General features: G+C 60.3%; 27 protein-coding genes. 21 read left to right on the top strand and 6 right to left on the bottom strand.

The window, feature by feature from the left end:
- The first annotated feature begins 83 nt into the window (after nucleotides 1-83).
- From NSJP_RS12055 to NSJP_RS12025, 7 genes are all read left to right on the top strand, one after another.
- Nucleotides 84-824: an SH3 domain-containing protein gene (locus NSJP_RS12055; protein WP_080887133.1), complete on the top strand. Its 741-nt coding sequence runs from the start codon at nucleotides 84-86 to the stop codon at nucleotides 822-824.
- A gap of 114 nt (nucleotides 825-938) precedes the next feature.
- Complete coding sequence (locus NSJP_RS12050; RefSeq protein ID WP_080887132.1) at nucleotides 939-1,631, top strand: HAD family hydrolase; 693 nt, start codon at nucleotides 939-941, stop codon at nucleotides 1,629-1,631.
- Nucleotides 1,632-1,644: 13 nt separating this feature from the next.
- Nucleotides 1,645-2,580: a TroA family protein gene (locus tag NSJP_RS12045; RefSeq protein WP_080887131.1), complete on the top strand. Its 936-nt coding sequence runs from the start codon at nucleotides 1,645-1,647 to the stop codon at nucleotides 2,578-2,580.
- Nucleotides 2,577-3,443, top strand: a complete 867-nt coding sequence (gene hpnD, locus NSJP_RS12040; RefSeq protein ID WP_080887130.1) for a presqualene diphosphate synthase HpnD — start codon at nucleotides 2,577-2,579, stop codon at nucleotides 3,441-3,443. Before NSJP_RS12045 ends, hpnD begins: the two co-directional genes overlap by 4 nt.
- Entirely contained in the window at nucleotides 3,440-4,756 is a 1,317-nt protein-coding gene (locus tag NSJP_RS12035) for a hydroxysqualene dehydroxylase (protein ID WP_172834307.1), read from the top strand. Before hpnD ends, NSJP_RS12035 begins: the two co-directional genes overlap by 4 nt.
- A gap of 55 nt (nucleotides 4,757-4,811) precedes the next feature.
- Nucleotides 4,812-5,456 (top strand): uracil-DNA glycosylase, encoded by a 645-nt coding sequence (locus NSJP_RS12030; RefSeq protein WP_080887128.1) that lies wholly within the window; start codon nucleotides 4,812-4,814, stop codon nucleotides 5,454-5,456.
- Nucleotides 5,457-5,522: 66 nt separating this feature from the next.
- Nucleotides 5,523-6,161 (top strand): glutathione S-transferase N-terminal domain-containing protein, encoded by a 639-nt coding sequence (locus NSJP_RS12025; protein WP_080887127.1) that lies wholly within the window; start codon nucleotides 5,523-5,525, stop codon nucleotides 6,159-6,161.
- A 356-nt stretch (nucleotides 6,162-6,517) separates the two neighbouring features.
- Here the strand turns inward: NSJP_RS12025 and NSJP_RS12020 are convergent, their stop codons facing one another.
- Genes NSJP_RS12020 through tldD form a run of 3 tightly spaced genes read right to left on the bottom strand, consistent with a single transcriptional unit; the run spans nucleotide 6,518 to nucleotide 9,844 of the window.
- The gene (locus NSJP_RS12020) at nucleotides 6,518-6,985 is read right to left on the bottom strand and encodes a hypothetical protein (RefSeq protein WP_080887126.1); all 468 of its coding nucleotides are present in this window, start codon (nucleotides 6,983-6,985) and stop codon (nucleotides 6,518-6,520) included.
- Between the two features lie 54 nt (nucleotides 6,986-7,039).
- The gene (locus NSJP_RS12015) at nucleotides 7,040-8,407 is read right to left on the bottom strand and encodes a TldD/PmbA family protein (RefSeq protein ID WP_080887125.1); all 1,368 of its coding nucleotides are present in this window, start codon (nucleotides 8,405-8,407) and stop codon (nucleotides 7,040-7,042) included.
- A gap of 3 nt (nucleotides 8,408-8,410) precedes the next feature.
- Nucleotides 8,411-9,844 (bottom strand): metalloprotease TldD, encoded by a 1,434-nt coding sequence (tldD, locus tag NSJP_RS12010; protein ID WP_080887124.1) that lies wholly within the window; start codon nucleotides 9,842-9,844, stop codon nucleotides 8,411-8,413.
- 208 nt (nucleotides 9,845-10,052) lie between these two features.
- On the opposite strand from tldD, the gene NSJP_RS12005 reads away from it, so the two are divergent.
- From NSJP_RS12005 to NSJP_RS11980, 6 genes are all read left to right on the top strand, one after another.
- The gene (locus NSJP_RS12005; protein WP_080887123.1) at nucleotides 10,053-10,838 is read left to right on the top strand and encodes an isoprenyl transferase; all 786 of its coding nucleotides are present in this window, start codon (nucleotides 10,053-10,055) and stop codon (nucleotides 10,836-10,838) included.
- Between the two features lie 61 nt (nucleotides 10,839-10,899).
- On the top strand, nucleotides 10,900-11,769 hold the full coding sequence (locus tag NSJP_RS12000) for a phosphatidate cytidylyltransferase (RefSeq protein ID WP_080887122.1): 870 nt from the start codon (nucleotides 10,900-10,902) through the stop codon (nucleotides 11,767-11,769).
- A 10-nt stretch (nucleotides 11,770-11,779) separates the two neighbouring features.
- Nucleotides 11,780-12,940: a 1-deoxy-D-xylulose-5-phosphate reductoisomerase gene (locus NSJP_RS11995; RefSeq protein WP_080887121.1), complete on the top strand. Its 1,161-nt coding sequence runs from the start codon at nucleotides 11,780-11,782 to the stop codon at nucleotides 12,938-12,940.
- Nucleotides 12,941-12,969: 29 nt separating this feature from the next.
- Nucleotides 12,970-14,355 (top strand): RIP metalloprotease RseP, encoded by a 1,386-nt coding sequence (rseP, locus tag NSJP_RS11990; RefSeq protein ID WP_080887120.1) that lies wholly within the window; start codon nucleotides 12,970-12,972, stop codon nucleotides 14,353-14,355.
- Between the two features lie 6 nt (nucleotides 14,356-14,361).
- On the top strand, nucleotides 14,362-16,080 hold the full coding sequence (locus NSJP_RS11985) for a proline--tRNA ligase (RefSeq protein ID WP_080887119.1): 1,719 nt from the start codon (nucleotides 14,362-14,364) through the stop codon (nucleotides 16,078-16,080).
- A 200-nt stretch (nucleotides 16,081-16,280) separates the two neighbouring features.
- Entirely contained in the window at nucleotides 16,281-18,602 is a 2,322-nt protein-coding gene (locus NSJP_RS11980) for a GspE/PulE family protein (protein ID WP_080887118.1), read from the top strand.
- A gap of 150 nt (nucleotides 18,603-18,752) precedes the next feature.
- Here NSJP_RS11980 and NSJP_RS11975 read toward each other — a convergent pair whose 3' ends face one another.
- Together NSJP_RS11975 and NSJP_RS11970 are read right to left on the bottom strand one after the other, a co-directional pair.
- On the bottom strand, nucleotides 18,753-19,115 hold the full coding sequence (locus tag NSJP_RS11975) for a PilZ domain-containing protein (RefSeq protein ID WP_155970135.1): 363 nt from the start codon (nucleotides 19,113-19,115) through the stop codon (nucleotides 18,753-18,755).
- A gap of 13 nt (nucleotides 19,116-19,128) precedes the next feature.
- The gene (locus NSJP_RS11970) at nucleotides 19,129-19,527 is read right to left on the bottom strand and encodes a PilZ domain-containing protein (RefSeq protein WP_172834306.1); all 399 of its coding nucleotides are present in this window, start codon (nucleotides 19,525-19,527) and stop codon (nucleotides 19,129-19,131) included.
- A gap of 195 nt (nucleotides 19,528-19,722) precedes the next feature.
- Between NSJP_RS11970 and NSJP_RS11965 the strand changes: the two genes are divergently transcribed.
- Nucleotides 19,723-20,457 (top strand): Tll0287-like domain-containing protein, encoded by a 735-nt coding sequence (locus NSJP_RS11965; protein WP_172834305.1) that lies wholly within the window; start codon nucleotides 19,723-19,725, stop codon nucleotides 20,455-20,457.
- 94 nt (nucleotides 20,458-20,551) lie between these two features.
- Nucleotides 20,552-20,902, top strand: coding sequence for a hypothetical protein (locus tag NSJP_RS11960; protein ID WP_080887114.1), 351 nt, complete (start codon nucleotides 20,552-20,554; stop codon nucleotides 20,900-20,902).
- 27 nt (nucleotides 20,903-20,929) lie between these two features.
- Here the strand turns inward: NSJP_RS11960 and NSJP_RS11955 are convergent, their stop codons facing one another.
- A complete protein-coding gene (locus tag NSJP_RS11955) occupies nucleotides 20,930-21,859 on the bottom strand; it encodes a hypothetical protein (RefSeq protein ID WP_080887113.1) in 930 nt (309 codons plus the stop codon).
- 318 nt (nucleotides 21,860-22,177) lie between these two features.
- On the opposite strand from NSJP_RS11955, the gene NSJP_RS11950 reads away from it, so the two are divergent.
- From NSJP_RS11950 to NSJP_RS11925, 6 genes are all read left to right on the top strand, one after another.
- Complete coding sequence (locus tag NSJP_RS11950) at nucleotides 22,178-23,365, top strand: WD40/YVTN/BNR-like repeat-containing protein (RefSeq protein WP_080887112.1); 1,188 nt, start codon at nucleotides 22,178-22,180, stop codon at nucleotides 23,363-23,365.
- Entirely contained in the window at nucleotides 23,362-23,658 is a 297-nt protein-coding gene (locus tag NSJP_RS11945; RefSeq protein ID WP_080887111.1) for a MoaD/ThiS family protein, read from the top strand. The genes NSJP_RS11950 and NSJP_RS11945 overlap by 4 nt, the downstream gene beginning before the upstream one ends.
- Before the next feature lie 104 nt (nucleotides 23,659-23,762).
- Complete coding sequence (locus NSJP_RS11940; RefSeq protein ID WP_080888582.1) at nucleotides 23,763-25,019, top strand: RNA polymerase sigma factor; 1,257 nt, start codon at nucleotides 23,763-23,765, stop codon at nucleotides 25,017-25,019.
- A 214-nt stretch (nucleotides 25,020-25,233) separates the two neighbouring features.
- Nucleotides 25,234-25,641 (top strand): VOC family protein, encoded by a 408-nt coding sequence (locus NSJP_RS11935; RefSeq protein ID WP_080887110.1) that lies wholly within the window; start codon nucleotides 25,234-25,236, stop codon nucleotides 25,639-25,641.
- A gap of 40 nt (nucleotides 25,642-25,681) precedes the next feature.
- On the top strand, nucleotides 25,682-26,038 hold the full coding sequence (locus NSJP_RS11930) for a YciI family protein (RefSeq protein ID WP_080887109.1): 357 nt from the start codon (nucleotides 25,682-25,684) through the stop codon (nucleotides 26,036-26,038).
- A 32-nt stretch (nucleotides 26,039-26,070) separates the two neighbouring features.
- Nucleotides 26,071-26,433 (top strand): YciI family protein, encoded by a 363-nt coding sequence (locus NSJP_RS11925; protein WP_080887108.1) that lies wholly within the window; start codon nucleotides 26,071-26,073, stop codon nucleotides 26,431-26,433.
- Nucleotides 26,434-26,477: the final 44 nt, after the last annotated feature.

The raw sequence follows: 26,477 nt of genomic DNA, 5'->3' as shown, positions 1-26,477 counted from the left end.
AAATTGACAGGGTTTGACGTTGGTGATAAGTATTTCCCCACGCAATTCGACCGCATTCGATCGTTCAGCCTGGAGGTGTTTGGATGGCCTCGCTTGCAGGGAACCTGACCGCCGTCGGGAATTCTCTTGATTGTTCACTCTTCTTCGCCCGCCAGCCGGAACCGGATTTGGAGTTCACGGAGGAAGAGTTGGATCAAACCGCCGCCACCAAACCGGCGACTCCGACAAAACAGCCCAAGAAGAGCGGAGGGGGCCGGCCGCTCCTGTGGGTGCTGCTCCTCCTCTTGATCGGGGGCATCGGCTACGTCGCCATGGAGCCGGAGCAATTGACGGTATGGCTCGCTCCGCTGCTCGGCGACAGCACTCCCAAACAGACTGTGCCTCCGGTCGCGACCGCTCCTCGTCCGCAGCAAGAGGATCTTCCCATACCGCCACCGCCGGCTCCGGCGACCACCGACATGGCCCCCGCGGCTCCGGCAGACCCGGCATCCATGCCGCCTTCCTCCACGATGCCGCAGGCTGCCTCCCATCAGGTTCCGCCGATGGATGCACCGGCCTCAGTTTCGCCGGGACGGGCCACTGCCTCTCCGCTCTTCGGAGAAGGACAGCGCGTCACCGTCATGGGCAATCCGACCGCGCCGGGAGAAATGGTCCAGTTGACGCTCGATCCGGCCGGAGCCAAAGCCGGTCCGGCGATTCGCCCCGGAGCCACGCTCAGCATTCTCGACGGAGACCTTCAACCGAGCGGATGGGTCTATTCCGTTCGTTCGGACGACGGTGTAAAGGGATGGGTTTCCGAGAAGCGGCTCCGGATGAAATTCTAAAAGGTTTCACGCCGTTGGGCCAAGGATCCGGCAGAAGGCACGACCTTCTTTCCGACCGCGCTATGCTATAATCCCCCGCGTCAACCCCGCGCTTCCGGCAGTACGGCCTTGTTCATGACTCAGCTTCGTGCCCTCATTTTCGATTTCGACGGCGTGATCGCCGATACCGAGCCTCTGCACTTTGCCGGTTTGCAGAAGACCCTCCGCGAGATCGGCATCGACCTGACCGAATCCGACTATTTCGCCAATTACTTGGGCTACGACGACCGAGGCTGTTTTCTCGCCGCATTGACGGCTCACGCACGGCCGATCGACCCCACGACGCTCAGACAACTCATGGAGCGAAAGGCGGCGGCCTACTTGGAATCCGTCAAGGACCACTCCGTCATCTTCCCAGGAGTCGCCGAACTCGTCCGGGAAGCCGCAGGGCGCCATCCGTTGGCGATCGCGTCGGGTGCGCTTCGTCACGAGATCGAATACATTCTGGAGCAGGCGGGACTTCGAAAGGAGTTCAGCCACGTCACCAGCGCGGAGGACGTGACCAGAGGCAAACCGGATCCGCAGCCGTTTCTGTTGGCAATGGAAGCCCTGCGCCGGCTACGCGACCCCGCGTTGACACCAAATTCCTGTTTGGTGATTGAAGATTCCCTGCCGGGAATCCGCGGTGCCAAGGCTGCGGGCATGAAGGTCCTGGCCGTCGCGAATACGCATAGCTTTCAAGATTTGCACGAAGCCGATGCCATGACCTCGAATCTCAAACAGGTGAACCTATCGGAGCTTCACGCCCGTTTGTGGCCCTCACGATGAGTACGGCTGCCGCATGAGAATCTGTTCGCTAGTCCCAGGAGCGACCGAAGTCGTCGCCGCGCTCGGCCAGGCATCCAGACTGGTCGGCATCAGTCACGAATGCGACTTCCCCCTCTCCGTCCGTCATGCCCCCGTATTGGTCGAACCTTGCATCGAGGCCACCACGACGGACAGCGCGGCCATCGACCGGGAGGTCAGAGCGTTGGTGTCCTCGGGACGGCCTCTGTATCGCCTGAACGAACGAGCATTCGCCACTTCCAAGCCGGACGTCATCCTGACTCAGGATCTGTGTCATGTCTGCGCGATCACGCCCGATCAACTGACTCGGGCCGTCGCCGCTCTGCCCATCCATCCCACGTGGCTCACGCTGAATCCAACGACGCTCGCTGACGTCATCTCGGACGTCGAGCGGATCGGAGCGGCCATCGATCGGCCATCGGAGGGTAAAGTGCTTGCCGCATCGCTCCGTACGCGTCTTGCGTCCGTCCAACACGGTCACCGGTCCAAGAGACCCCGGGTCGCATGCTTGGAATGGCTGTCTCCATTATATGCAGGAGGCCACTGGGTTCCTGAAATGGTGGAACTGGCCGGAGGTTCGGACGCGCTTGGTCTAGCCCATCATCCGTCCAGGCCGGTGACATGGGAGCAGGTCGAGTCGGCCCGACCGGACATCGTGATCCTGATGCCCTGCGGTTTTTCGGTCGACCGGGCATGGCGCGAACTCGCCGCCTTGCAGCACACGGACCGTCGATGGTCCTCCGCGATCGCCTCCTGGCCGCTGACCTTCGTCGTGGATGCGGCGTCCTATTTCAGCCGCCCCGGTCCACGTCTGGTGGACGGAGTAGAATTGCTCGCGTCCATATTCGCGACCGGGTCCGCCGGGAAGCTGGACGATACGGCAGCTCGAGCCGTACCCTGCTCCTCCCCGCTATTGGCCTCACCCTTATGACGATGACCGTCAAAGACGCTCAGGCCTACTGCACCGAGCTGACGAAGAAAAGCGGGAGCAACTTCTATTACTCCTTCCTCTTCCTCCCCAAGGCCCGGCGCAACGCGATGTATACGATTTACGCGTTCTGCAAAGGAGTCGACAGCGCGGTCGACGAACCTCCGGCCGGCAGCGATCCCAAGGAAGAACTGCGGCGCTGGCGGTCCGAACTCGACGCCGCCTACGAGGGCACTCCGATCTGGCCGCTGATGATCAGCCTCGCGCACCATGTGAGGGAGTTGTCGATTCCCAAGGCGTATTTCGAAGAACTCATCAAGGGCGTCGAAATGGATCTTAGCGCGTCGCGCTATGCCACGTTTGACGAGCTATCCCTTTATTGTTATCGGGTCGCGTCGGTGGTCGGCTTGATCTGTCTGCACGTATTCGGGCCGACTTCGCCCCATGCCCAGGACTATGCGGTCGATCTCGGCATGGCATTTCAACTCACCAACATCCTGCGTGATCTGGGCACGGACGCGGAACAAGGCCGGATTTACCTCCCACAGGAAGATCTCGCCCGTTTCGGCTTGACGGAATCCGACATCCTGGAACGCAAGCCCGCCCAGAAACTCCGCGACCTCGTTGACTTTGAAGTGGGCCGCGCGCGCGCCTATTACGCGAAGGCCCGGGCGTCGCTGGACAGCTTGCCGTCTTCGGATCGCCGCGCGTTGACCGTCGCGGAAATCATGCGCGCCGTATACTCCGAGATCCTCCTCCGCATCGAGCGCGCGGACCACGTCGTTTTCGGCCCCCGGGTGAAACTCACCACCTCGGAGCGCCTCCGGTTGGCCGCCGGCGTCTGGCTCCGAAGCCGATTCTCGTGACCGGTCCGGGCGCTCAGACCGTTCTCGTCCTCGGCGGCGGACCGGCCGGGCTCTCAGCCGCGTACGCTCTCGTCCAAAGGGGTTTGCGCGTCACGTTGCTCGACCGGGCCGCGAGCCTGGGCGGCGGATTCGGCGACGAGCGACAACCGCCGCCGACTCTCCTCGGATGCCACCACGCTACGTGGCGGCTGTTGACGGCGCTGGAATTCCCCCCCAGATCACCGGAGTTTCAGCAAACCGGTCTCGAATTCCGGCTGCCCGACGAACGTATCGTCCGATATCCGCACAGCCGGTTTCCCACTCCGCTGCACAGCCTGTTCACCATCGGCCGCTTTGCGGGACTCTCCTGGTCCGCACGCTGGCGACTGCTCTCATGGCTGGAGGAACTCTGGGAGGGGTCGTCCGAACTGGGAACAGACCTCGAATACCGGACCGCGCAGGAATGGCTGACGTCCCTCGGACACGATGTCTCGCTTCAACAAGCCATTTGGAACCCGCTCGCTCAATGGCTCACCGGCAACGGGCTGCGGATGCTGTCCGCCGATGCGCTGGCCGGCGCCCTGGCTCCGGTTTTTCTGCGGCGATCCTCCGATAGCCGAATCATGATCCCGCTCCGCTCGCCTAACGTCTTTTTCGTCGAGCCGATCCTCGACCGTCTGCGCCGGTCCGGAGCAGACGTGCGCCCGGAGACGCAGGCCATGCAACTCCTCTATCGCCAGGAGCACGTCACAGGGGTTCGCCTCCGGGACGGCACGGTCCTGGAAGCCGACTGGTATGTATCCGCTGTCTCCTACCGTCACCTCACCGCCCTCCTGCCTGAACGGTGGCTGACGCGCTTCGCCTATTTCCAACAGATCAGCGAGCTGACTCCTGTGCCGCGGGGCGTCGTGCGCCTTGTCGCTCGACAGGTTACGCAGGCGCCACGACTCATGCTGTTGCGCGAAGGACCGTTTCAACGCGTACAGGTTCACCCCAAGGAGGATGGACAGAATCTCTTCACTCTGATCACGACCGATGGACAGCGCCGGCAGGCGGATATGGGAGAACAGGCCACGCAACTCCTTCAAGCCACGGGTCTGATCCGACCGTCCACCGAGGTCTCGCTGATCGGGAATGACGAGGACGCTGATTCCGTCTTGTCGCTGGCGCCGGGAACCAAAGTGCGCCGCCCCATCCAAACCAGCCCCATCGCCAACCTGCTGGTCGCGGGAAGTTGGACCGATACAGGCTGGCCGGCGAATCTGGAGAGTGCGATCGTCAGCGGGGAACGTTGCGCCTCGATCATTTCCGGTACGCCGCTCACGGCTTATTGACAATCCGCCTGTCGCCTCCTAGTATGCCATCGCTTTTCTTTTCCAGCTGAGAAGCATGACACTGCCAGAACTCGCCAAGTCCCTGCACAACTGCCAGCTCTGCAAGCTCGCAAAGCTCGGCCGCTCACAAGTTGTCTTTGGCGTTGGAAATCCGCACGCCAGCATCATGTTCGTCGGTGAAGCGCCGGGGTTCAACGAGGATCAAAAGGGGGAGCCGTTTGTCGGCGCGGCGGGAAAACTCCTGAACGATCTCCTGCAATCCGCCAATCTGTCACGCGACCAAATCTACATCGCCAACGTGATCAAGTGCCGTCCCCCGAATAACCGTGATCCGGAACCGGATGAGGTTGAGACCTGCAAACCGTTTCTGATGCAGCAGATTCAGATGATCCGCCCGAAGCTGGTCTGTACGCTTGGAAACTGGGCGACCCAGACTCTTCTTGAAAGAAAGGTCGGGATCACGAAAGTGAAGGCTCAGCCTTTCTACATGAAGGACTTCGTCCTCTTTCCGCTGTTGCATCCCGCCGCCGCGCTGCACCAAGGGAATCTGCTCGAAACCTTGAGAGACGACTTCAAGAAGCTCAAGGAATTCCTTGACCGGCACACGCAACCGGTCGCATCAGAATCAGCCGAGCCGACCGCACCAGCCCTCACCATCGAACCACCCAACCCGGCGCAGATGGATCTGTTCGGGTCCTGAGTCTTCTCTCTTCAGATCAAGCGGAGCCACTTGAAGTTTTGGGCTTGCTTCCGTCATAAAAGTCCCATGCTCACGCTCGTCCAATTTCCTTGGTCACCCTTTTGTATCACCGTGCGGCATATCCTCGAACACAACGGCATCCCATTTCGGATGCGCAACATTGCCTACCACGAGCGGGATCTCATCATCACCGCGACAAAGGGACGCGGCCACACCGTCCCCTGCGTCATGGACGCAAAAGAAGCGGTATGCGATGTCACGGATTTTGGGCAGGAGGTCGCGCGATATATTGATGGTCGCTACAAACTGAATCTATTCCCTGAACAGTTCGAAGGCCTTCAGCTCATCCTATCCCGCTATATTGAGAATGACCTGGAGATGGTAGGGTTCAAAGTAAACGACAGCCATCTTATCCCAACACGCCCCCATGGTCGAACGCGTCATGCTCATCCGTCACAAAGAGCGGAAATTCGGAAGGGGCTGTGTCCAGGAATGGATCAGCCATCGAGGGTCTCTCAGCGTCAAATTCTCAGAGCTGCTGATCCCGCTCGACCATATCCTGAGACGATCATCATTTCTGCTCAGCGATCGTCCGCTTTTCGTCGACTACGACCTTTACGGCGTGCTGAGCAACTATTTGTTCAGCGGAAAAACGAAATTCCCCAATCTAAAGAACCTCCGGCGCTGGTTTCGGGCCATGAGTAAGCTCGCCTAGCCGATCGAAGCACTGGAAATGTGTGCAGACTGAATCGTCTCGCCCGATCTAGCCGAACTTCTCTTTCAGAAACGCCCGCTGCTGCCGTTCCGTGCGTTAACGCTCTGAGTTTCTTGCAAGAGCACTATTGGAGTGATTCCTGCCAAACGTTCGTTCAGGATTGTCGTCGTCCTTCACCTGTTGGTCCGGGACCCGACAAGCTGGAGCGAACGACCGTTGCTCTTAGGTAGCAACGGTCAAGACCGTACTGTTCGAGGCTTGGCGAGTTTACGGGCTTGAGAGAGCGAGGCTTTGTCGGGTGGCCCAGCAGGTGTCTTCGACGACGGCAATCCTGATCGAACGTGCTTTATGTCTTGGCCGACTTTCCTTCCGGCACTCCGGCTGAGGTCGACTCGGCCGCCTGATCTTCACCCTCACCCTCGGCAGGCTTCTCTTCTTCCGGTACGTCGAACCACTGGACCAGCATTTCATCCCACCACGCCTCATCCACTTCCGGGCCCGGATCGCTGCCGAGAAACGAGACATCGTCCTTGGTGACGGTGGAATCGACGAGCTGCGGCTGAAACTTGGCACGATCGACGACTTCCTTCGTGGCAAACCCGCCGATGATCCAGGAGTCGGGATCGGCACGACGCGACTTGTAGGCCTTGAGGCCCACTTTCAGATACATGAAAATCTGCTGCTGAGTCGGGTCGCTCACGCCCGACTGAGGCAGGCTCAAGGTCTTTTCGATCTTCTTTCTCCAGTGTCGGTCGTCGTAGCGCGACGTGACCAACTGCAGCATTTTTTTCCCGAGTTCGGCATCGAGCGGCATGGCCTTGGGTAACTCCTTAACGCGTTGAAATCCAGTTGAAGAATGTCGAGACGGTTAACTCCCCGCCACGGTCATCTCGGAGATCTTGATGGTCGGACTGGCAATGCGGCCGCGGAAGATCAGATCGCTTCCGATCATCTCAATGTCCCGAAACATCTGTTTGAGGTTTCCCGCGATGGTGATCTCCTCCACCGGATACGCGAGTTCGCCGTTCTCGATCCAGAAGCCGCTCGCCCCGCGGGAATAATCGCCCGTAACCATGTTGATGCCGAATCCGATCAACTCCGTGACGTAGAGCCCATCCTTGATCGTGCCGATGATGTCGTCGGCACTCCGGCTCCCCGGGGCCAGATAAAAGTTCGTGGGACCGACCGACGGACTTTCCCCCACGCTGCGCGACGCATTGCCGGTCGACGGTAATCCCAGCTTTTTCCCCGAATAGGCATCGAGCAGGTAACTGGTGAGCGTGCCTCTTTCGACGACCGCGTTTTTCCTCGTCGCCAATCCCTCGCCGTCGAACGGTCTGGAACCGAGTCCTCCGACCATGCGTCCATCGTCGTAGATCGTGACATAGTCCGGAGCCAACGGCTTGCCGAGTTGCCCGATCAGAAACGACGCGCCCTTGTAGAGACTGTAGCCGGACACCGCGCCGCAGAGATTACCCATGAGGCTGGCGGCCATTTCCTGATCAAACACGACCGGCACCCGCTTGGTGCCCACCTTTTTCGCCCCCAGCCGCCGAACGGCGCGCTTCGCCGCTTCGGCTCCAATCGCTTCCGGCGATTCCAGCTTGGTGAATTTCCGCTGGACGCCGTACCAGGCGTCACGCTGCATCGCGCCGGTCGCGGGATCGACCGCGATGGGAGAGACGGACAGCGAGAAGCTGGAGCTACGATATTCGCCGACGAACCCGTGGCTGTTCGCCAGGACGATCCGTCCGGACGAAGAATCGAAATCGGCGCCTTCGGAATTAGTAATCCGCGCATCGGCCGCCATCGCCGCGGATTCGGCCCGCCGCGCCAACTCGATCTGCTGGTCGGTATCGAGCCTGGTCGTATCATGGAGATCGAGATCCGGCTGCTCCTTGGCCATTTCCTCGGCGGCAGGCAAACCCGAAACCTGGTCTTCCACGACCGCCCGAGCCAGCGTGCACGTTTGTTCGACCAACTGATGGAGGGAGTTGCTCGAAAAGTCCGAGGTCGACGTGCTGGCCGAGCGTTTGCCCATGAACACGCGAAGGCCCAGGCGTTTCTCCCTGGCCTTGCTCAGGCGGTCTACTGCGGCAAGCCGAACCTGCACCGACAGATTTTCACCGTCGACGATAACGACGTCGGCCTCCGTGGCTCCGCCGCGCTTCGCCATGGCCAAGATGTCCGATGCGAGTTGCCGATAACCGTCCGTGGGAGTAATGGCGCCGCTCATTCGCTATTCCGACTGGGTTCCACCGACGGTGATCTCGTCGATTTTAATCGTGGGCAGACCGACGCCGACGGGAACGGACTGCCCTTCTTTTCCACACGTCCCGATGCCTTCGTCCAACTTCAAGTCGTGACCGGCCATGGACACCTTCGTCAGGATATCCGGTCCGCTGCCGATCAAGGTGGCGCCTTTGACGGGCTTGGTGACTTTGCCGTTCTCGATCAGATAGGCCTCGCTGGCGGAAAATACGAACTTCCCGTTCGTGATGTCCACCTGCCCGCCTCCGAACGACACGGCATAGAGTCCCTTCTTGACCGATTTGATGATGTCTTCGGGCTCAGATTGCCCAGCCAGCATGAAGGTGTTGGTCATGCGCGGCAGGACAACGCTTTGATAGCTCTCCCGGCGGCCATTGCCGGTCACAGGAATCCCCATCAACCGTGCGTTGAGTTTGTCCGTGATGTAGCCGCGAAGGATGCCGCGTTCGATCAACACGGTCCGCCCGGTCGGCGTGCCTTCGTCGTCCATGTTGAGCGAGCCTCGACGACCCGGCAGCGTACCGTCGTCCACGATCGTACACACGTCCGATGCGACGCGCTTCCCCAGGAGGCTCGAAAACGCCGAGGTCTTCTTCCGATTGAAGTCGGCTTCCAAGCCGTGCCCGATGGCTTCGTGCAGGAGAATACCCGGCCAGCCTCCGCCTAGCACCACCGGCATCACGCCCGCCGGCGCGTCCACCGCCGAGAGGTTCAGAATCGCCGTTCGGGCCGCTTCCCTGGCATAGGCAAGATGACGGTCGCCTTCCCGATAAAATTCGAACCCGATGCGCCCTCCGCCCCCGAAGGATCCCACCTGGCGGTTGCCGTTCTCTTCCGCAATACAGGTGACTTGCAGACGCGACAACGGCTGCACGTCTCCGATGATCGTCCCTTCCGATGTCGCCACCATGACGATCTTGAATTCGGTATTGAAGGAAGCCATGACGTTCTTGATACGAGGGTCGTACTTGCGGGCTTCCGCGTCTATTTGATTCAGGAGCACAACCCGGTCCCCCGTCGCGACTTCCAGCGCCGTCTGCGGCACCGGATACAGATCGTGGCGCGGCCTGGCATGCACCGGAACGGGCGGAGCGTCGGTCCCCGCGGGACTCATGGCAATGTAGCGGGCAGTATCGGCCGCCAACTCGAGATCCTGCTTGCGCAACTCGTCGGAATAGGCGAATCCCGTCTTCTCCCCGGCGGTGGCCCGCACTCCGACCCCTTGAGAAATACTCTTGGTGGCCCGTTTGACCAAGGACTCTTCCATCGAAACGGACTCGGTCACGGAGGATTCGAAATAGAGATCGGCGTAGTCCACTGCCCGCACTTTGACGCGGGCGAGTGCCGCATACACCTCGCGTTCGGTGAGACCGAATGAGTCCAGAGGAATCAGCTGTGCCATGAAAGAACTCTCTGTTGAGCGGTGATGGTCATCGGGAAAATCGAAGTATAGCCGACCCTTTTGCGCAGGCGCAACGCCCACGCTTCCAACCCACGGCTTTTGCAAGGAATTTGGGAAATACTGTTTGACTTTCCCTAGCCGCCTCAGTAGACTTTCCTTGCCTGCCATACCTACTTTCAATGAAAGGGCCATCCGAAAACAAGACCCTATGAACACCGGACTATCCGCTGGTAGCGATCAACTTTCTGACGCGGACCTGGCTGCCAAACTCGATCCAGACCTCCTGCCGAAGCATCTGGCGATCATCATGGACGGAAACGGTCGCTGGGCCGAAGCACGGAATCTGCCCCGTATCGCCGGTCACCGCGAAGGGATCAAGTCCGTCCGGGAAATGATCACTAGCTGTCTGGAATTGGGAATCCCGGCGTTGACGATTTTTGCCTTTTCCCAGGAAAACTGGAACCGGCCCACCCAGGAAATCAACGCGTTGATGGGACTGCTGGAATACTATCTCTCCACCGAACGCAACAAACTGATCGAACAAGGCGTGCGGTTCCGGACAATCGGTCGCGCGGAACTGCTTCCGGCTTCCGCCCTTCAGTGGGTGCGGGCCGCCGAGCACGAAACCGCACATCTCAACAAACTGCACCTGACGGTGGCGCTGAGTTACGGCGGCAGGGCCGAAATGGTGGACGCCGTGCGCCAGATCGCCCGGGAAGCTCGGGACGGCAAGATTCAGCCGGACGAGATCGACGAGCCGCTCGTGCATCAATTCCTCTACACCCATGATTTGCCGGACCCGGACCTATTGATCCGCACCAGCGGGGAAACACGCATCAGCAATTTTTTGTTGTGGCAGTTGGCCTATACCGAACTCTACTTCACGCCCACGCTCTGGCCCGACTTCAGACGGCGTGAATTGCTGCTGGCCTTGCTCGAATTTCAACGCCGGGAGCGCCGTTTCGGCCGCGTCTTCAGCAGCCTCACTTCCTAGGCGGTTCGTTCAGCGACACACCGTCATGGCGCATCCCGTCCGATCCTGGTGAAGACGAACGATGGTGGAGTGCCGCATTACGAGCCCTGATCAGCCCATACCGACGGTGGCGCGCCGGTTCGACGCCCGCCGTGTCTATACGGTGCTGGTCCTCGCGCCGCTCCTCTATGGGGCGATCCGCTACTTCCCTCCCTTCGCGTTCACGGGACTCGTTCTGGCGGTGGGTTCGATCGCCTTGATGGAATTCTACCGGCTCGGCCTCATGCCTCCGGGCGAGCGGCCTTACGTGGGAGTCGGGCTCCTCGGATTCGCCGCTCTTCTGCTGACGCCCCATCACGGTGAATTCCTGATCCCGACGCTGCTCGCGGCGGTGCTTGGAGTCCTTTCGCTCCCTCTCATCATGCGGCTTCCCCTGGATCAGGTCTTGAGGAACAGTGCCGCGACGCTCCTGGGCATCCTGTATCTCGGCGTAACGCTCAGCTTCGCGGTCCGATTACGATTGCTCGAGCATGGCGAATGGCTCGTGTTTTTTCTGCTGCTCGTGACCTGGGCCGGCGACACGGGAGCGTACTACGCAGGAACCATTTGGGGCCGGCATCGGCTGGCGCCTCGAATCAGTCCCAAGAAATCCGTGGAAGGGTTGATGGGCGGCGTGCTTGCGGCCATGATCGCCGCCTATCTGGCGCGCTGGTGGTTCTTGCCTACACTGTCCATGATCGACTGCGCCGTGCTCGCCGCGCTGTTGACCCTGGCGGGACTCTGGGGCGATCTGGCCGAATCGGCGATGAAGCGCAGCGTCGGCGCCAAGGATTCGGGCGGCGTGCTTCCCGGTCACGGCGGAATGCTCGATCGACTCGACAGTCTCTTGTTCACGGCCCCGACGTTCTTCTACTATGTAACATTGATGACCCGCTCTGAGACTTTGGCGTGAAGGAGCCATCATGAAGACTATCGTGATCCTGGGATCCACCGGCTCGATCGGAACGAATACCCTGGATATCGTGAGCCGATTTCCCGATCAGTTCCGGGTCGCCGGGTTGACCGCCGGAAACAACGATGACATGTTGGACGATCAGATCCGCCGATACAAACCGCGCGTCGTCGCCCTGGCCAATGACGCGGCCGCAGCCAGGCTCCGCCGCCGCTGCTCCGACGTCTCCGTTGAAATTCTCTCCGGGCAGGATGGGTTGGCCCACGTCGCGGCGCTTCCCGAAGCGGAATTGGTCGTCTCGGCCATCGTCGGGGGAGCCGGACTCGTTCCCACCTTGGCCGCCATTCGCAGCGGAAAGCACATCGCCCTCGCCAACAAGGAACCGATGGTGATGGCGGGACAGCTGATGCAGGAGGAAGCGCGCAGACACAAGGTCAAGATTTTTCCGGTGGACAGCGAACACAGCGCCATCTTCCAGTCGTTGGAAGGCCATCGGATCGAGGACGTGCGACGCCTGATCCTGACGGCTTCCGGAGGCGCGCTCTGGACGCTCACCAAAGCGCAACTGCAGGAAGTCACCCCGGAGCAAGCGCTTCAGCATCCCAACTGGAAGATGGGCGCCAAGATCACCATCGATTCCGCCACGCTGATGAACAAAGGCCTGGAAGTGGTCGAAGCGCGATGGCTGTTCGACATCCCCGAATCCCGCATCGACGTGCTGGTTCACCGGGAAAGCATCATCCACTCTCTGGTAGAATATGAAGACCGGTCGATGATCGCCCAACTTGGATTGCCGGACATGCGGACCCCTATCTCGTATGCGATGCACTATCCCGAACGTCTGGCACTCGACCTTCCGTCGCTCGACCTCACGGAAGTCGGCAAGTTGTCCTTCTGCAAGCCGGACCACGATCGGTTTCCTTGTCTCCGGCTCGGCTACGAGTCGCTGCGTATCGGCGGCACGATGCCGGCGGCCATGAACGCCGCCAACGAGATCGCAGTGGAGGCATTCTTGAACGGCGGCATCAAGTTCCCGGCGATCGCCGACATCATTCGACAGACCATGGATGCTCACCAACGCCGCGAGATCGATAGAATCGAGACCGCGTTGGAGGCCGACCGATGGGCCAGGGAAAAGGCCGAATCGCTTGCCGGATCACTGGCTCGATAACAATCTGAAAATGGAGTAACCCCGTGTTTATGGCGTTGACCTGGGCTCCCGACAGCGTCTGGCTTCTGCTCCAGAAGGCGTGGTGGTTTCTTGTCGTCCTGGGAGTCCTGGTGGCCTTTCACGAACTCGGCCATTTCTTGGCAGCCCGGTGGGTCGGGGTCAAAGTGCTCAAGTTCTCACTTGGATTCGGCCCGAAGATTTTCGGCCGGCAAATGGGCGAGACCGAGTATCTCGTCTCCGCAATCCCGCTCGGCGGCTATGTGAAACTCTTCGGCGAGGACGAGGCGGAAGCCATCACGCCGGAAGACCGGCGCCGGTCCTTCGTGCATCAGGGCTTGTGGGGCAAGGTGCTCATCGTGGCGGCGGGACCGGGGTTCAACTTTATCCTCGCCTATTTGATCTTCGCGGGCTGGCTGGCCACGGGGTCTCCCCTGTTTGTGCCGACGTTCAAAGACTTGAGCGCCGACGTCGAAGCCATGGTGCCGGGATCGCCGGCCGCCGAAGCTGGAATGCAGATCGGAGACCGTGTCACCAAGGTCAATGGTCGGGACATCTCCACGCGAACGGAGCTTTTTGACGCGGTCGCGAAGAGCAACGGCCAAGCCATCTCACTTGAAATTCTGCGCGACGGCCGGACCAAAGCCATCAGCGTCGTTCCTTCCAAGCCGGCTTCATCTTCACAAACCGAGGACATCCCCTACTCGCTGGGCATCGAAGAAACGCCCGCGCTGGTCACCTCCGTCATGCACGGCTCACCGGCCGCACACGCAGGTCTTCAGGCGGGCGACCGGGTGGTGAGCATCGACAATCAGCCGATCTATACCTGGTCTCAGATGACCGGGCTGGTGAAGGATCACCCGAACCAACCGCTCCACCTGGAAGTCGTGCGCGAGAGCCGGCGTATGCCGCTGACTGTGACGCCGTCCGGCGAGAAGACAACCGTGAACGGCCGCCAAGTGGAAGTCGGAAAGATCGGCATCTCGGGTCCGGGTCGTTCCGTCATGCGGTCGAGCAATCCCCTCCTCTCCCTTTACGACGGTCTCGGTGCCACGTGGGGCTGGACGGAGTTGACCGCGGTCGGACTGTATAAGATGATCGTCGGAGACATTTCGAGCAAGAACATCGGCGGCCCGCTGACCATCGCCAACATTTCAGGAGAAGCCGCCTCGCAAGGCGTCTCGAGCGTCATCTTCCTCATCGCGATCCTCAGTATCAATCTGGGGGTCCTTAATCTCCTTCCCATCCCGATTCTGGACGGAGGGCACTTGCTTTTCTTCCTGATAGAAGGCATTCTCCGCAAACCGCTCGGCGAGCGCCAGCGTGAAGTGGCTCAGCAGGTCGGGCTGGTCCTGCTGGTCGGTGTGATGATTTTTGCCTTCTGGAACGACCTCGAACGAATCTTCTTCTCCCACTAACGACTCATGCGGACATCTCAACTCCTCCTCCCCACCCTCCGGGAAGATCCGGGCGAAGCCGAAACCGTCAGCCACAGGCTGATGCTCCGCTCCGGGCTCATCCGCAGGGTCGCCGCGGGGATCTATACGTATCTGCCCCTCGGGCTGCGCATCATCCGCAAAGTCGAAGACATCATCCGCCAAGAAATGAATCGCGCGGGCGCCCAGGAGTTACTGATGCCCGTGGCCTCGCCCGCGGAGCTATGGCGTGAGACTGGCCGCTGGGACTTTTACGGCAAGGAATTGCTGCGGTTCAAGGACCGGCATGAACGGGATTTCTGTCTCGGCCCCACGCATGAAGAAGTCATTACCGATCTGTTCAGACGAGAAGTGCGTTCCTATCGCCAGTTGCCGCTGAACTTTTATCAGATCCAAACCAAGTTCCGGGACGAAATCCGTCCGCGTTTCGGCCTGATGCGAGGCCGGGAGTTCATCATGAAGGACGCATACAGCTTCGACGCGGACGAAGCCGGCGCGCGCGCGAGCTACCAAAAGATGTACGACGCCTATCATCGCATCTTCACGCGATGCGGGCTGACCTTCCGCGCCGTGGAGGCGGATACGGGATTGATCGGCGGCTCGTCTTCCCACGAATTCATGGTCCTGGCCGACACCGGCGAGGAAACCGTCGTCTACACCGAAACCGGGACGTACGCCGCCAACGTGGAACGGGCCGAACTGCTGCCGCCCGAGGAGGAGCACGTCGAGGAATTCCGTCCCTTGATGGCCGTCAAGACCCCGAATTGCCGGACCGTGGAAGAAGTGACCACGTTCCTGAAGATTGAGCCGAACCGTTTGGTCAAGACCTTACTGTACAAGGCCGGCGACCAGACGGTCGCCGTACTGGTCCGAGGAGACCACGACGCCAACGAAATCAAAATACGCCGAATCCTCGGTGTCACCGAAGTCGAACTGGCCGGCCAGGCCGTCGTCGAAAAGATCACCGGCGCCCCGGTCGGCTTTGCAGGACCGGTCGGGCTCACCGGCGTCCGGGTGATCGCCGATCACGCGGTCAAGACCGCGCGCAACGTGGTCGTGGGGGGGAACCAGGCCGACACGCATTACGTGGACGCCAATTGGAATCGGGATTTCCAGGTCGAACAGTTCGCGGATTTGAGAAACGCCAGAGCGGGTGATCCGTCGCCGCGCAAAGACGGCGTTCTCAAGGCCACCAAGGGCATCGAAGTCGGACACGTGTTCATGCTCGGCACCAAGTACAGCCAATCGATGAACGCCTCGTTCCTGGACCCGAACGGAAAGGAATGCCTCGCCGTCATGGGCTGTTATGGGATCGGCGTCGGCCGGGCGGCGGCGGCGGCGGTCGAACAGAATCACGACGACAAGGGAATCATCTGGCCGTTCCCCATTGCACCGTTCCACGTGCATCTTCTCCCTTTGGGAGAATCGTCCGCCGTGAAAGAGACTACGGCACGACTCTACGCGGACCTGGAGGCAGCCGGCCTCGAAGTCCTGTTGGACGACCGCGACGAGCGCGCCGGCGTGAAATTCAACGACGCCGATCTGATCGGCGCACCCTATCAAGTCGTCGTCGGCGAGAAGGGTTTGGCTGGCGGCACCGTGGAAATGAAAACCCGGCGCACCGGCGAAAAGATCAAGCTTGCGCCCGCCGACGTGCCGGGGACTCTCCTGGATCTCTCCCGCGCATTTCGAACTCCGACCACCTGACGACATCGTCGCGTCCACGCGGCCGGACCCTTCGCATCCGTCGAATGCCGGCATCGTTTCTCCATCGTAAATCGACCTTTTCCTTGCCTTCCACCTCCGTTCCGATAGACTGACTCGTGACCCTCCCGAAGTGCGTGCATGACTTCCGTGCGAATCTCGATCCGCGGAGCCAATTCTAACGACAAGTGGAGCGAGTCGGAATGCAGTCGAAACCGATGCCTCAGAATCTTCAGGATCTTCAGCAAAAAGTCGAGTTCGCGGAGCACGTCAAGCGGATCACCTCCCAGATTCACGCAGCCAGCAATCTGGACCAAATCCTCCTCGATCTCCATAAAGACATCCTGAGTTTGTTCGATGCGGAAGATCTGACGCTCTTCGCTTTCGATTCGGAGAAGAAGGAAATCTTCTCCAAAGTCCCCCACATCGACACGGTCGAGGAAGTCCGCATCCCCATCACCGAGCAAAGTCTGGCGGGATTCTGCGCCAAATACTTGCGCCCCGTGAATATCGCCGACGCGTACAACGTCGCGGAACTCCAGGGCATCCATCCGTCCTTGCTACATGACACGGCCTATGACAAGCGCACGGGATTCAGGACGAAGCAGGTGCTGACCTATCCGATCGTCGCGGACAACAAGTACCTCATGGGCGTACTTCAACTGCTCAACAAGAAAAGCGGGAGCCGCTTCACCAGAAAAGACGAAGAATCGGTCGCCGAAATCGCCAAAGCGTTGGGCATCGCCTTCTTCAACCTTCGCAAGGTGGCGACGAAGAAAAATCCCACCAAGTTCGATCTGCTCGTCACGAATAGCCGCATCACGCAAAGCGAATTGGACAATGCCATTGCGGAGTCGCGCAAGGGTCTTTCCGACCTCGAGAGCCTTCTGATCGAGAAGTACAAAGTCCCCAAGCCGGACATCGGCAAGTCGCTCGCCCAGTTCCATAAGTGCCCGTATATCGAATACAGCGAGCGTACGATCGTAGACGCCGAACTGCTCAAGAACCTCAACGTCGACTATCTCAAAAAGAACCATTGGATGCCGTTGAAGCGCGATCGCACCGCGATCGAAATCCTTACGGACGATCCCGGCGACCTGGACCGGGTCGCGGACATCAAACGGACCTTCCCCGGACTCAACATCCGCTTCGCCGTCAGCCTCCGGCGCGACATCGCCCAGTTTCTCACCAGCGCCACGGGCGGCGGCGACGCCGGCAACCGCAAGCTCGACGAGAACGTCTCGGACATTCTGGGCGAACTCGTCACCGAAGCGCAGTCCGAGGCGATGGAGGAGTCGGGGACCGGAGGGGGACTCGACGAGAACGACAGCGCCATCGTCCGCCTGGCCAATCAAATCATCGCCGATGCCTACAGGCAAAATGCGTCCGACATTCACATCGAACCCTACGGCGAGAAGCGGGAAACCCTTGTCCGTTTCCGGGTCGATGGAGACTGCTTCGAGTACATGAAGATTCCCCAAAGCTACCGGCGGGCGATCGTGTCGCGGCTCAAGATCATGGCGAGTCTCGACATCGCCGAACGCCGAAAGCCGCAGGACGGCAAGATCAAATTCAAGCTGACCGAGAGCAAGGACATCGAATTACGCGTGGCGACCATCCCGACCGCCGGATACAACGAGGACGTCGTCATGCGTATTCTCGCGGCAAGCGAACCGTTGCCGCTCGACAAGATGGGGTTCTCGGACCGCAATCTGAAGGCCATCAAGGACATCGCCGAAAAGCCGTACGGCATCATTCTCTGCGTCGGACCGACCGGGTCGGGAAAGACCACCACGCTGCATTCGGTGCTCGGCTACATCAATACGCCGGACATCAAGATCTGGACCGCGGAAGATCCCGTCGAAATCACGCAGTACGGGCTGCGCCAAGTTCAGGTACAGCCGAAGATTGATTTCACCTTTGCCAAAGCGATGCGCGCGTTTCTCCGGGCGGACCCGGACGTGATCATGGTGGGAGAAATGCGGGACAAAGAGACGGCCGAGATCGGCATCGAAGCCTCGCTGACCGGCCACCTGGTCATGAGCACGCTGCACACCAACAGCGCGGTGGAAACGGTCACTCGCCTGCTCGACATGGGTTGCGATTCGTTCAGTTTCGCCGATGCCATGCTCGGCGTGCTGGCCCAACGCCTGGCCCGGCGCGTGTGCAAGGACTGCAAGGAGCAGTACGTCGGGACCAAGGAAGAATACGAAGAAATCCGGCTGGGCTACGGGCCTGAACTGTGGGATAAGCTCGCCATTCCGCAGGATAATGCCTTCCGCCTGAGCAGGGGAAAAGGATGCGACACCTGCAACCGGTCCGGTTTCAAGGGCCGCGTCGCGCTGCACGAACTGCTGTTGGGAACCGACGGCATGAAGCGACTGATTCAGACCAAAGCCAAGACCGAGGAGATGGTCAAAGCCGCCATCGAGGACGGCATGACCACGCTGCTGCAGGACGGCATTCAGAAATGCCTGCTTGGCCACACCACCTTCAAGGAAGTCAAGGCGGTCGCGATCAAGTAGACCGCCGCAACCCTCACTTTCAACCGCACCCGCCCACGACTGTATCTATTTCTCCGCGCGACACGAAGCTGTCTCAGCGCCGGTTCCGGCAGGCCGAACACAGCGAATGAATCGCTTTGGGGGTCGAGGGAAGGAAGATGACTCGATCGCTCAGATTCTCGCGAGGTATTTGCGCAGGCGTGTTTCAGATCCTTGAGGAATCGTCCCGAATTCAAGACCGAACATGTGCTCCTGCTGCCACCGAACCGTGGCGTCCAGGCTCATCGTCGTGGGATGATTAGGCAATCGGATGGATATCGCCAGTTCGTCGCCCTCTTTGACCAAGAGCGGACTCATGACCCTGGCGCCTTTCACCGAGAGATCGAAGACGACTCCATGGCCGCCCCGGTCTCCGAACCGCCACCGTGAAAGGCCCAGCCGGGAGAAGGAACAGGCAAAGGGCACGGGGATCCTCAACCGGGGTGTCCGACGGAGTTCCTTGACGGGATCGATGGATTCGATCTGATTGATCATGTGCTTGACCTGGCTAAACGTGAACGGCACCCGTGGCGATCGCCACGTACTTTTTTAGCCGTCCATATGATGCCGCCGAGAGTCTGGTGAACGCCAACCCGACGAATTGATCCCTCGTCCAACGGACAGTCGCCGAGGAGACATCGGCGGAACGGATCTGTTTGGGCAAGCGAAGCGTGATCGTCACTTCGTCGCCTGGCCTCATCACCGCACGGGTACTGACCCGCGCCCCCCTCAACGAAAGGTCATAGACGACCCCGAGATTCACGGTCGGTTTCCGCAGCCAATGGCGCGGCTTCAACGACGAGAGCGCGCAGGCAAACGGCGCGGCGATCCGAACCCGCGGATGGCGCCTGAAACGGTTGACGTCGGATAGTCTGGGTTCCTCTTGCTCACGGGTCTGATCGTTCATAGACTCCACTCTACACAAGGCGCGCCGCTTCAAAAAATGAAATCGGGAAACCGGCAGGAGGCACCCGGCCCCCATGCTTGATTTTCAGCCCGACACTGGGACACAGTAGCGCCCGCTACCGAATAGGTGTGGGCAATGGTGGAACGAGAGGTGGACATGTCCCGTGGACTGATCCGAGCAAGTAGAGCAGCCTGCATGGCTAGCCTGGTTTTTGCCACGGTGATGGCACTGCCGGCCGGCTCGGCCTCGAACCCCGTGGATGATGCGACGGAGACGGCCAGACTCCTGGCCATCCTGCTGGATACCGGCCGTGTGACCGTGGCCGATTACCAGGAGGTCATCAATGACCCGGGAAGAGGAGACAAGGGATTTACGCCGGAGGTGTTCGAGCAACGGCTGAAAGAACAATTTCGCCTGCGCACCGGCCTGTCGCTGGCCCAGATGGACACGGAACAGGTGCCCGACATGGCCAAACCGCTCCTGAGCCAACTGGTCGAAGAGAGCAAGAAGACCATTGCGTCGTATCAGCCGGTGATCAATATCATGGGCATTCGCTATAAGGGGCTGATCCCGGCGACGTTTGGTACCGAGACGGCGACCCGATTCCACACCCGCTCAGGGGTCTATCTCAAACAGACCGCACCGCAACTCTTCGTCCGTAACCCCAAAAATGCACCTGATTCCTACGAAACGGAGTCCTTTGCACGCCTGGCGACGCTACCGCCCGGCTCCAAACCAGACCTGGTCCAAGCCGAGGTGATGGATCAAGGTCAAAATGTCCGTGTGATGCTCCCCTTGTATTACGGCAAGGCCTGCTTGAGCTGTCATGGCGAGCCGAAGGGTCAGCGCGATATCTCAGGGTATCCTCGCGAGGGAGCCAAGGAAGGAGAGCTCGGAGGAGCGATCAGCGTCCGCATCCCGATCAGGTAGCGCTCAGGTGTCGGCCTGATACAGGTCTTGCCTCCCCGATCGACTGCATCGAGAGCCCCGCACAGAGGGCGGCTCTTTTGAAAGGAGCCCATCAATGAAGAGACGATCGACGTTCCTGTGCCTCGGTCTTGTACTCGCCGGATGGATATGGTGTTCGAGTCCGGCAGTTGCCTCCTTGCCGTCGGATGACCGGCCGACGGCGGATCTCCCCGTCGTGACGCTGCACGATTCCAATGGCAGTCCGGCCGCGCTTCAATGCAAGGAACCCCCACTCAGGACGGCGGAGGGCTCCAATTCCTGCGAGATCGTGTCGTGTGGTCGTGGACTCAAGGACACCTGCAAGATCACCTGCCCGGCCGGCAAGACGCCGAAGTGCAGCTGCGACTGTCTCAAGAGTTTTGGACCGATGTGCACGGACTACAAGGCGAATTGTATCTGCGAATAGGCGGGATCCCGGCCTGGAACCCGAGGACTATCGAGGAGCAGTCGCCGCCTGATCGGCTGTATCATTCACAAGAGGACGGTTACACCCCACCCGCTCCGTACTGACAACCACGTCATCCATCCACATCCGCTCGGTGACCGGAACCGCACCGGAGAACGTCAATTGGAACGCGTTGATCCGCACGTCCGGTGAATCCCGCCACCTCATGCCGGACACCCGGCCCCTGAGCATGCCGTCGATCCACATATTCTGATAACCGTCGTGCTGGCCTGGACTGTTGGCCTGCACTTCAAACTCGACGCAATACCACCGCCCTGGCCGCAAGGCGTCCCTGGGATCATCCTGATAGGAGAAATTGCCCCAGAACCGTCCGTCCTTTGCCTGCCGCATTTCCGGGTGATAGCTGTAAAAAATGATCTCGCCGGGATCAGGTTGGCGATGCCAATTCGATGTCGCCAGCCCGGCGTAGAAATAGTCCTGCCCGGTCGGACGTATCCCGGCCTTGCCGAAGCCGGACCAGCGGTCATCCACCCGATTCGCATAAAATGCGATCAGTTTCGTGCAGTTTCCGCCGCAGCGCCAACCCGGCTGAAACCTCACGTAGATCCGGGCGAACACATGGTCATGGCCCGGCATGAACCAGCGGGTCATCCATCCTCCGTCGTCACCGGCCGGATAGACTACTTCCAACGACCGCCGCCCGCTCACCACGTCTGAATCGACGGCCGTCACCTTCTGCCGCGAGGAATCGACCCCATCCTGCCATAGCCCCAGCGTCCCGGATTCAAATCCATCACAGAAGATAATCGCCTGATTGTCCGTGCAAGGCGTCTCCGGCACCCGCATCACCTCAACCGAAACCGGCTGGACCGGCGAGCAGCCGGCAGACAGGGCGAACAGCGCGACCAGGACCAGGCTTCGTGTCAAGAATCGAACGGGCAAGTACACGGCAACCATTCTCCTTGGGCAGTACCCCCCACCGGACATACCGCTTGCGCGAGAGGCTAGGCGGCTGTTCAGAGCCGACTTTACTTCAATTCTCGCCCACTTGGCCAGCCGGATTCGCCCAGGGATGCCCCTTCGATCGTTTCCCCCATGGTTTCTCAGGAGACGATAGTTTATGTTTTCACCTACGGACTCTGAGCTGGGAAAGACCCTGTCGAATTTTCGACTGCTCTACGACTACGAGGTAGCGGGAAGGGATGTCTCGTTGACAAGACATCCGAGAAATATAGTCACTCACCCAAGGGTTTGTAAGTCAGGAAGGAGCCATCCATGAGCAAGGTACGGCTGTTGGTCGGAACACGCAAAGGAGCCTTCATTTTGACGTCCGATGGGGCCAGAAAGCACTGGGAGGTCGACGGCCCCCTGTTCGGCGGTTGGGAAATGTATCACCTCAAAGGATCCTCCGCCGACCCAATGCGGCTCTATGCGTCCCAAACCAGCAGCTGGTTCGGGCAGATCATCCAACGGTCGGATGACGGGGGAAAAACCTGGCACCAACCGGGCACGCCTCCCGGAGAACCGACGACGACACCGGACGGGATGCCGAAGGGCGAAAGTAACAAGTTTGTCTACGATACGTCGGAAGCGACCGGCCGCCCCCTGACCACGCATCAATGGTATGACGGCTCCCAACGTCCCTGGGAGTTCAAACGGGTCTGGCACCTTGAGCCGTCTTTGACCGATCCGGATACCGTCTATGCGGGAGTCGAGGATGCCGCACTGTTTCGCTCGACGGACGGCGGGGCCAGCTGGACGGAATTGGCGAGCTTGCGTGAAGTCAAGGGTCCCCTCTGGCAACCGGGTGCAGGCGGCATGTGCCTGCATACCATCCTGCTGGATCCCAACGACGCGGCCCGCATGTTCATCGCGATTTCTGCAGCCGGAGCCTTTCGCACGGAGGACGGCGGGAAGACCTGGCGCGCGGTCAACCGCGGCCTGAAATCGCAGTACGAGCTCCCCGATCCGGATTCGGATGTCGGTCACTGCGTCCATCGAATTGCGATGCACCGATCCCGCCCGAACGTGCTCTACATGCAGAAACATTGGGACGTGATGCGGAGCGACGACGGAGGAGACTCCTGGCACGAGGTGAGCGGCAATCTCCCCACCGACTTCGGCTTTCCCATCGACGTACACGCCCATGAACCGGAGACGATTTATGTAGTGCCGATCAAGAGCGACTCCGAGCATTTCCCTCCCGACGGAAAGTTGCGGGTCTACCGCAGCCGAACCGGCGGCAACGAGTGGGAGGCCTTGACCAACGGATTGCCGCAGCGGGACTGTTACGTCAACGTGCTTCGCGACTCCATGACGGTCGACAGCCTCGAGCCCTGCGGCATTTACTTCGGTACGAGCGGCGGCCAGGTCTACGGTTCGGCCGACGGAGGCGACCGTTGGACGGCGATCGTCCGAGACTTGCCGCCGGTCATGTCGGTCGAGGTGCAAACGCTGCCATGATCCGGGTCGTGCTGCCGGCTCACTTGCGGAATTTGGCCCGCGTCGAAGGCGAGGTCACACTGGCCATCGAGGGCCCCGTGACCCAGCGGGCGGTCTTGGACGCGCTGGAAGCGCGCTATCCCATGCTGTGCGGAACGATCCGCGAGCACGGCACGCACACACGGCGGGCCTTCGTCAGATTTTTCGCGTGCGAGCAGGATTGGTCCCACGAATCACCAGATACAGCGCTCCCGCAGGCCGTGGCGACAGGCGCCGAGCCATTTCTCATCGTCGGGGCGATGGCCGGCGGGTGACGGTCATGCGATGACGCCACGCATGCCGGCGTCTCTCCGTCCATGGTCGGAATGATTGCGGTACTCCCCATCGCACCAGCAGCCTGCCGAGATCAAGCATGCCGATGAACCACGATGCCGAAGCCAACGCAAGGTCCCGGGTCGAGGAGATCTACCGGTCGGATTCCAGACAGGTCCTGGCCACGTTGATTCGCCTCCTCAACGATTTCGATCTCGCGGAGGAAGGACTTCACGAAGCCTTCGCCGCCGCCATGGAACAATGGCCTCGGGACGGCATGCCGGACAATCCTCGGGCATGGCTGGTCTCGACCGCCCGTTTCAAGGCGATCGACGTTATCCGACGGCGGGCCCGCTTCGATGCGTCGCTGGTCGAACTGGCCAGGGAATTGGAGTCCCGCACCGCCGATCAGGAGGAGGAGGACGACGACGAACAAATCGACGACGACCGGCTTCGACTGATTTTTACCTGCTGCCATCCCGCTCTGTCGCCCGAGGTGCAGGCGGCCATGACGCTCCGCGAAGTCTGCGGCCTCACCACCGAAGAGATCGCCCGCGCGTTCCTGACAAAGCCCGCTACGATCGCGCAACGGATCGTGAGAGCCAAGGCCAAGATCCGCGACGCCCGCATTCCCTATGCCGTGCCGGACGAAACCGAATTGCCCGACCGATTGGACGCGGTCCTGCGGGTACTCTACCTCGTCTTCAATGAGGGATATTCTGCGTCTTCCGGTGGAATGGTCACACGTCACGACCTCTCGATGGAGGCCATCCGACTCGGCCGTCTGCTGATCACCCTGCTCCCACAGCCCGAGGCGATGGGGCTCCTCGCGCTCATGTTGCTGCAAGACTCGAGGCGGGCCGCCCGGGCCTCACCAAACGGTGAATTGATTCTTCTCGAAGATCAAGATCGGTCGTTGTGGAATCGCGAGCAGATTACAGAAGGGCTGGTCCTCGTCCGGCAAGCCTTCTCTCAAGGACAAATCGGCCCATATACCATCCAGGCTGCGATCGCGGCGGTGCATGCGCAGGCTCCAAATGCCGCGGTGACTGACTGGGACCAGATCGTCCGATTGTATACGTTCTTGTCGCAGGCCGAACCGTCGCCGGTCGTCGATCTCAACCGTGCCGTCGCCGTCGCAATGCGTGACGGCCCTTCGTCCGGTCTCGCTCTCATCGACGCGATCCTCGAGAAGGGAAACCTGTCCGGCTACCATCTGGCTCATGCAGCACGGGCGGACCTGTGCCGCCGTCTCGGACGCACGGAGGAAGCCCGCGCGTCATATCAGCGCGCCCTGAGTCTCACTCAACAGGAGCCGGAGCGACGGTTTCTCGAACGACGGCTGGCGAGTCTTCAAGACTGATTCCTTTAATGATCATGATGGCGAATATGAGGATTTTTCGGAGACTATTGAGATTTATCATGACGTTCCGGCATGCCGAACGCTTGTCGGAAACACCATGTCGATTTTCGCCGGACTCGACGACTATCTTATGCATGAGAACACTGATGCGGAGGCGAAGCGCATGGAATCGAAAAGGCCATCACGTTGGTGTAGTCTCTGAGAGGAGGATACTATGGCGAAATCAGGGAAGAAGAGCACACGATCCGAACTCGCAGCATCGGTCTGCTGGTTCGAGGTTCCGGCGGACGATCTTGATAGGGCGAAGGGGTTTTACGGATCGCTGTTCGGTTGGACGTTCGACAAGATTCCCGCCGCCATCGCCGAGTATTGGCATATTGATACCGGTGGCAAGGATGCCACACCCGACGGCGGGCTCATGCCCCGCATGCATCCCGGTCAGAGCATCACGCTGTACGTGTCGGTTCCGTCGGTCGAAAAGGCCATGGAGAAGGTCAAGAAACTCGGAGGGACTGTCTGCCAACCGAAGACAGCCGTTCCGCACATGGGATACTTGGCCATCTGCCGGGATACGGAGCAGAACACCTTTGCGCTCTGGGAACCGAATGAGCAGGCCGCCTAGAAACGCGCCGGCAGCTGGTCATCCATAGGGGGAGCCGATCATGAAATATCTTTGTTTGGTGTATGTCGAGGAACAGACGCTTCACGCGATGCCGCGGCATGAACGCATCGCGCTATCCGACGAGTCGATGGCCTACTGCGGCAACCTCCAGAAGCAAGGACAGCTGCTGGCGTCCTCGCCCCTTCACCCGGTGGAAACGGCCACGACGGTGCGGGTCCGCGAGGGCAGAACCTCGACGACCGACGGGCCGTTCGCCGAGACCAAGGAACAGCTGGGCGGATTCCTGATGATCGACGTGCGGGATCTGAACGACGCAATCCGCATTGCGGCCCATTTCCCCGCCGCCCGGTACGGGAGCGTGGAAGTCAGGCCCATGAAGGAAGACGGCTGCGCATAAGGGATGGACGCAATCCGCCCAGGAGTCGGACGATGAAATTTCTGCTGATCGTGCATCATCACGAAGACACGTTCATGAACATGGAACAGGCCGAACGGCAACGACTGCTGGACGAATCCATTGCATTGACCCACCAGCTGCACGGGGTCGGTCAATATGTCCACGCGTCGCCGCTGCAACCGTCCGGAACGGCGATCCTCGTTCGGGTGCGTCAGGGTAAGCCGGTCGTCACGGACGGGCCGTTCATCGAAACCCGCGAGCAAATCGCCGGCTATTTTCTGGTGGATGCCCGGGATCTCGAGGAAGCCGTCGACATTGCGGGCAGAGTGCCGGGCGCACGCATCGGAACAGTCGAGGTCCGGCCGTTGATCGAGATCACGGGATTGCCCCGTTGAGACCCTGCGCAAGCCATACGAAACGACGCGGCGAGCGAAAAGGA

Origin of the sequence: Nitrospira japonica, from assembly GCF_900169565.1 — a bacterium.
Lineage (GTDB): Bacteria > Nitrospirota > Nitrospiria > Nitrospirales > Nitrospiraceae > Nitrospira_C > Nitrospira_C japonica_A.
The sequence above is the reverse complement of the archived record's forward strand: the minus strand, read 5'-3'. Positions and strand labels throughout refer to the sequence as shown.

Coding starts and splice junctions, on each gene's coding strand:
- NSJP_RS12055 (WP_080887133.1), top strand. CDS start 84: ATGGCCTCGCTTGCAGGGAACCTGACCGCCGTCGGGAATTCTCTTGAT.
- NSJP_RS12050 (WP_080887132.1), top strand. CDS start 939: ATGACTCAGCTTCGTGCCCTCATTTTCGATTTCGACGGCGTGATCGCC.
- NSJP_RS12045 (WP_080887131.1), top strand. CDS start 1,645: ATGAGAATCTGTTCGCTAGTCCCAGGAGCGACCGAAGTCGTCGCCGCG.
- hpnD (WP_080887130.1), top strand. CDS start 2,577: ATGACGATGACCGTCAAAGACGCTCAGGCCTACTGCACCGAGCTGACG.
- NSJP_RS12030 (WP_080887128.1), top strand. CDS start 4,812: ATGACACTGCCAGAACTCGCCAAGTCCCTGCACAACTGCCAGCTCTGC.
- NSJP_RS12025 (WP_080887127.1), top strand. CDS start 5,523: ATGCTCACGCTCGTCCAATTTCCTTGGTCACCCTTTTGTATCACCGTG.
- NSJP_RS12020 (WP_080887126.1), bottom strand. CDS start 6,985: ATGCCGCTCGATGCCGAACTCGGGAAAAAAATGCTGCAGTTGGTCACG.
- NSJP_RS12015 (WP_080887125.1), bottom strand. CDS start 8,407: ATGAGCGGCGCCATTACTCCCACGGACGGTTATCGGCAACTCGCATCG.
- tldD (WP_080887124.1), bottom strand. CDS start 9,844: ATGGCACAGCTGATTCCTCTGGACTCATTCGGTCTCACCGAACGCGAG.
- NSJP_RS12005 (WP_080887123.1), top strand. CDS start 10,053: ATGAACACCGGACTATCCGCTGGTAGCGATCAACTTTCTGACGCGGAC.
- NSJP_RS12000 (WP_080887122.1), top strand. CDS start 10,900: ATGGTGGAGTGCCGCATTACGAGCCCTGATCAGCCCATACCGACGGTG.
- NSJP_RS11995 (WP_080887121.1), top strand. CDS start 11,780: ATGAAGACTATCGTGATCCTGGGATCCACCGGCTCGATCGGAACGAAT.
- rseP (WP_080887120.1), top strand. CDS start 12,970: ATGGCGTTGACCTGGGCTCCCGACAGCGTCTGGCTTCTGCTCCAGAAG.
- NSJP_RS11985 (WP_080887119.1), top strand. CDS start 14,362: ATGCGGACATCTCAACTCCTCCTCCCCACCCTCCGGGAAGATCCGGGC.
- NSJP_RS11980 (WP_080887118.1), top strand. CDS start 16,281: ATGCAGTCGAAACCGATGCCTCAGAATCTTCAGGATCTTCAGCAAAAA.
- NSJP_RS11975 (WP_155970135.1), bottom strand. CDS start 19,115: ATGATCAATCAGATCGAATCCATCGATCCCGTCAAGGAACTCCGTCGG.
- NSJP_RS11970 (WP_172834306.1), bottom strand. CDS start 19,527: ATGAACGATCAGACCCGTGAGCAAGAGGAACCCAGACTATCCGACGTC.
- NSJP_RS11965 (WP_172834305.1), top strand. CDS start 19,723: ATGGCTAGCCTGGTTTTTGCCACGGTGATGGCACTGCCGGCCGGCTCG.
- NSJP_RS11960 (WP_080887114.1), top strand. CDS start 20,552: ATGAAGAGACGATCGACGTTCCTGTGCCTCGGTCTTGTACTCGCCGGA.
- NSJP_RS11955 (WP_080887113.1), bottom strand. CDS start 21,859: ATGGTTGCCGTGTACTTGCCCGTTCGATTCTTGACACGAAGCCTGGTC.
- NSJP_RS11950 (WP_080887112.1), top strand. CDS start 22,178: ATGAGCAAGGTACGGCTGTTGGTCGGAACACGCAAAGGAGCCTTCATT.
- NSJP_RS11945 (WP_080887111.1), top strand. CDS start 23,362: ATGATCCGGGTCGTGCTGCCGGCTCACTTGCGGAATTTGGCCCGCGTC.
- NSJP_RS11940 (WP_080888582.1), top strand. CDS start 23,763: ATGAACCACGATGCCGAAGCCAACGCAAGGTCCCGGGTCGAGGAGATC.
- NSJP_RS11935 (WP_080887110.1), top strand. CDS start 25,234: ATGGCGAAATCAGGGAAGAAGAGCACACGATCCGAACTCGCAGCATCG.
- NSJP_RS11930 (WP_080887109.1), top strand. CDS start 25,682: ATGAAATATCTTTGTTTGGTGTATGTCGAGGAACAGACGCTTCACGCG.
- NSJP_RS11925 (WP_080887108.1), top strand. CDS start 26,071: ATGAAATTTCTGCTGATCGTGCATCATCACGAAGACACGTTCATGAAC.